Source organism: Prevotella sp. P4-119 (assembly GCF_002251345.1).
Classification (GTDB): Bacteria; Bacteroidota; Bacteroidia; order Bacteroidales; family Bacteroidaceae; genus Prevotella.
The window spans coordinates 1-3,570 of the sequence record NZ_NPJB01000021.1 but is presented as its reverse complement, the minus strand read 5'-3'; the positions used below and the strand labels follow the sequence as shown (position 1 = coordinate 3,570).

The window sequence follows — 3,570 nt, the reverse complement described above, 5'->3', positions numbered from 1 at the left end:
AAACGGAGGACACGGATCATCGGAATTTAGACGGAATTTATACGGATGGTTTGGGGTTGCCTGTCGGCAAGAAATCTTTGGAGGAAATCTTTTTTAAGATGTTGCTTCGCAAGAAATCTGTTTAAGTTCCTTTAAATTGGCATACGCCTTTGTTTTCTCGCCACGGCATAATTAAAGCGAACGTTTTCGTTAAGCCAAATGAGCAGAATTAAGTTCACTTAAACTCTGCCATGGCGAGAAAAGGTGCCATAAAATGGAGCTTTATTCTGCTCATGGCTTAACGAAAACATTCCGATGATAAAAAGTACTTGATGGAAATAAAATCTTTAAATAACAATCCATAGTTTTAGATTTTCGTCATGATTTTGTTTTAGATTTCGAGCATCTCCGATGCGATCCATCTTTAAATCGTCCCAAGAAGCGAGGTATTCGAGCGCATTTTCAGTTATGATTTTTGTTTTAGATTTTTCCCTCCCTACCAAAATCTTTAAATAAAATCTTGACCAAAATACGCAACAGTACGTTGCTCTATGGGAGGAATTTATTATGGATCGCCTTACAGGATCGAATTTTTGGAGCAGCGAGAGTAGAGTGAAAGCACGCTTTCACTATGCCGAGTCGTGACAAAAATAACCTAAAGGTAAATCTAAACCATAATCCTAAAGATAATCTTTAACTAAAATCCCTTATTAAAGTTAAGGTTAACGTTAAGGTTGAAAGGTTAAATTAAAATTTATAAGTAATATGAGAACAATAACATTGATTGTTGTGCATTGTACCGCTAATAAAGCGGGGAGCACGCTGAGAGTAAAGGACATCGATCGGTATCACCGGTCATTGGGATGGAAAGGATGTGGGTATCACTATGTGATTCCGACGGATGGGACCATCGAGAAAGGTAGAGCGGAGGATCTGGTGGGGGCCCACTGTAAGAACCATAACAAACACTCTATCGGAGTGGCGTATGTCGGAGGACTGGATGTGGATGGGAAGACTCCCAAGGATACCAGGACGCCTGAACAGAAGATTGCACTGTGGAAACTCATCAAGGAACTGAAGGAACGGTATCCTAAGGCTCTCGTCGTGGGACACTGTGACCTGGATCCACGGAAGCCGTTCTGCCCTGGGTTTAAAATCGCACACAGTAATGTCTCACAGAAAACACAGAAAACTTTTTAGTTGCTGACGCAAGAAATATATTCATCATCGGATTTTAGACGGAATTTTGACGGATGGGTTGGGTTGCTGACGCGAGAATATAAATTTCGAAGGGAGACGATGAGACGGGGCTTTAAATATAACACCCCTTGAATAGGCACAAGTCATTCAAGGGGTGTTTGTTTTGTTATAGGGAGAGACTGGATTGATACCAATCGAATAGGCGTTGTACACCTTCTTCTATGTCTATTTTATGATGCCATCCCAGATTGTGGAGTTTTGTTACATCAATCAGTTTTCGCATGGTACCATCGGGTTTGCTTGAATCAAATATCACAGTACCTTGGAAGCCTACAGTATTGACAATGAGTTGGGAGAGTTCACGAATTGTGAGTTCTTTACCTGTACCCACATTGATGTGGCAATTACGGATCTCACCCAATGACGGTATAGCGCCTCCACGACCTTCAGAGTTGTTGCGATCCACACAGCCATCGGTTTTGGCACCATAGAACACACTACTGTATTTTTCAATACCTATAATATCTTTAAAGTCCACATTCAAAAGCACATGAACACTGGCATCTGCCATATCCTCGCTCCACAAGAATTCACGGAGAGGAGATCCCGTACCCCATAGCACCACCTTATTATTCTCTATTCCATACCATTTAAGAACAGACAATATCGTGTTTTCATCACTTGTTCCATCAATGACAACACGAGAAGTTGGTGCATTATCAGACAATTTCATATTAGCTCCAACAGGACGTATAGTCAAATCCCTGCGTATTGCCGTCCAGTTGCCATCGGCAATCTGTTTTGCAAGAAATATTTTACGCATCATGGCAGGCATGACATGGCTGTTTTCCAAATGGAAATTATCATTAGGACCATAGAGGTTAGTAGGCATCACCGCGATATAGTTGGTACCATACTGAAGATTATACGACTCGCACATCTTCAGACCAGCAATCTTGGCAATAGCATATTCCTCGTTGGTATATTCCAATGGTGAGGTCAACAGACAGTCTTCTCTCATCGGTTGTGGTGCATTCTTTGGATAGATACAAGTAGAACCGAGGAAAAGTAGTTTTTTTACACCATGTTTATAAGCATTCTCAATGACGTTACACTGCATCTTCATATTTTGCATGATGAAATCAGCGCGATAGAGCGAGTTTGCCATGATACCACCCACGAAAGCAGCAGCAAGGACGACAGCGTCAGGACGTTGTTCGTCGAAGAATTTAGTCACTTCAGCTTGGTTCGTCAAATCCAATTCTTTATGACTTCTACCTATAAGATTGTTATAGCCTCTTGCTTTGAGGTTATTCCAAATGGCAGAACCAACCAATCCATTGTGTCCTGCCACGAAAATTTTTGCGTTTTTTTCTAATTTCATAATATATTTATTTTTAGTACTTAGAGCTTAGTTTTTTAGTTCTAATATCTCTACGTTCTAATCTCTAAGTTCTATGCACTCCGTTCTCCATTCTAAGTTCTACGTTCAAATTACTAAGTTCTAAGCTCTAGAAAAAGCATACCCTGCTATCACCACATAACATACCAATGGGATGACGAAAGCTATTGCCATACTACCCGTAGTATCAGCAATGTATCCCATCAAGATAGGAGCTACCGCACCACCTACAATGGTCATGATGAGTAATGATGATGCCATCTTAGTATGGGTTCCAGCATCTCTCAAAGCCAAAGAGAAAATAGTGGGAAACATGATGCTCTCGCCCAAATACAAAGCGAAGAAAGCGATAAGCGATGTTGTACCGCTACAGGTGACCACAATCGATGTGGCTATGATGGTAAGCAAAGCACATGCTAAAAGCACGAACTTCGGTTTAATGTAGTTCGTCAACACACCTCCTATCAGGCGACCGGCAAAAAACAATCCCATACCGCCAAATGCCAAGAAAGTACTTGCCGTTTGTTTGTCAATATGTATATTATCTGTAGCATAATTGATGAAGAAACTATTTACACCAGTCTGTGCTGCCACATATAGGAAGAGGGTGAGCATTCCGAATCCGAACGCCCATTTTCTGATACCCCTCTCACTAAGCTCTAAGTTCTCAGTTCTAAGCTCTAAGTTCTCAGCACCAGGATCTGGCAACTTAATGCGCGAGAATACCAATGCAACAACGAGAACAAAAATGCCTACCACAGCATAGGGAACGGCGATGCTTACTCCAGTGAACAACAACTGACCGCCCACCAACGGTCCCACAATCCATCCTATGCCGTTGAGCGATTGTGATAGGTTGATGCGACTCTCTGCCTTGTCGGGATGTCCGAGAACGGTAGTATATGGGTTTGCACTTGTTTCAAGACATGTCAGTCCACACCCAATGACGAATAGTGACAACACATAATAGTAGAAGCTATTAACCAGTA

3 protein-coding genes are annotated in these 3,570 nt (G+C 41.7%); 1 reads left to right on the top strand and 2 read right to left on the bottom strand.

Annotated features, from left to right (window positions below; translation table 11 throughout):
* The first annotated feature begins 744 nt into the window (after nt 1-744).
* The gene (locus tag CIK89_RS01905; RefSeq protein WP_094389747.1) at nt 745-1,179 is read left to right on the top strand and encodes an N-acetylmuramoyl-L-alanine amidase; all 435 of its coding nucleotides are present in this window, start codon (nt 745-747) and stop codon (nt 1,177-1,179) included.
* A gap of 166 nt (nt 1,180-1,345) precedes the next feature.
* On the opposite strand, the gene CIK89_RS01900 is transcribed toward CIK89_RS01905, so the two are convergent.
* Nucleotides 1,346-2,563: a GDP-L-fucose synthase gene (locus tag CIK89_RS01900; protein WP_094389746.1), complete on the bottom strand. Its 1,218-nt coding sequence runs from the start codon at nt 2,561-2,563 to the stop codon at nt 1,346-1,348.
* Between the two features lie 120 nt (nt 2,564-2,683).
* A partial coding sequence (locus CIK89_RS01895) for an MFS transporter (protein ID WP_371593161.1) occupies nt 2,684-3,570 on the bottom strand: 887 nt, incomplete at its 5' end.

What these genes read in the sequence shown, in the direction of transcription:
- CIK89_RS01900 (WP_094389746.1), bottom strand. Translation starts at nt 2,563, where the DNA reads ATGAAATTAGAAAAAAACGCAAAAATTTTCGTGGCAGGACACAATGGA.
- CIK89_RS01905 (WP_094389747.1), top strand. Translation starts at nt 745, where the DNA reads ATGAGAACAATAACATTGATTGTTGTGCATTGTACCGCTAATAAAGCG.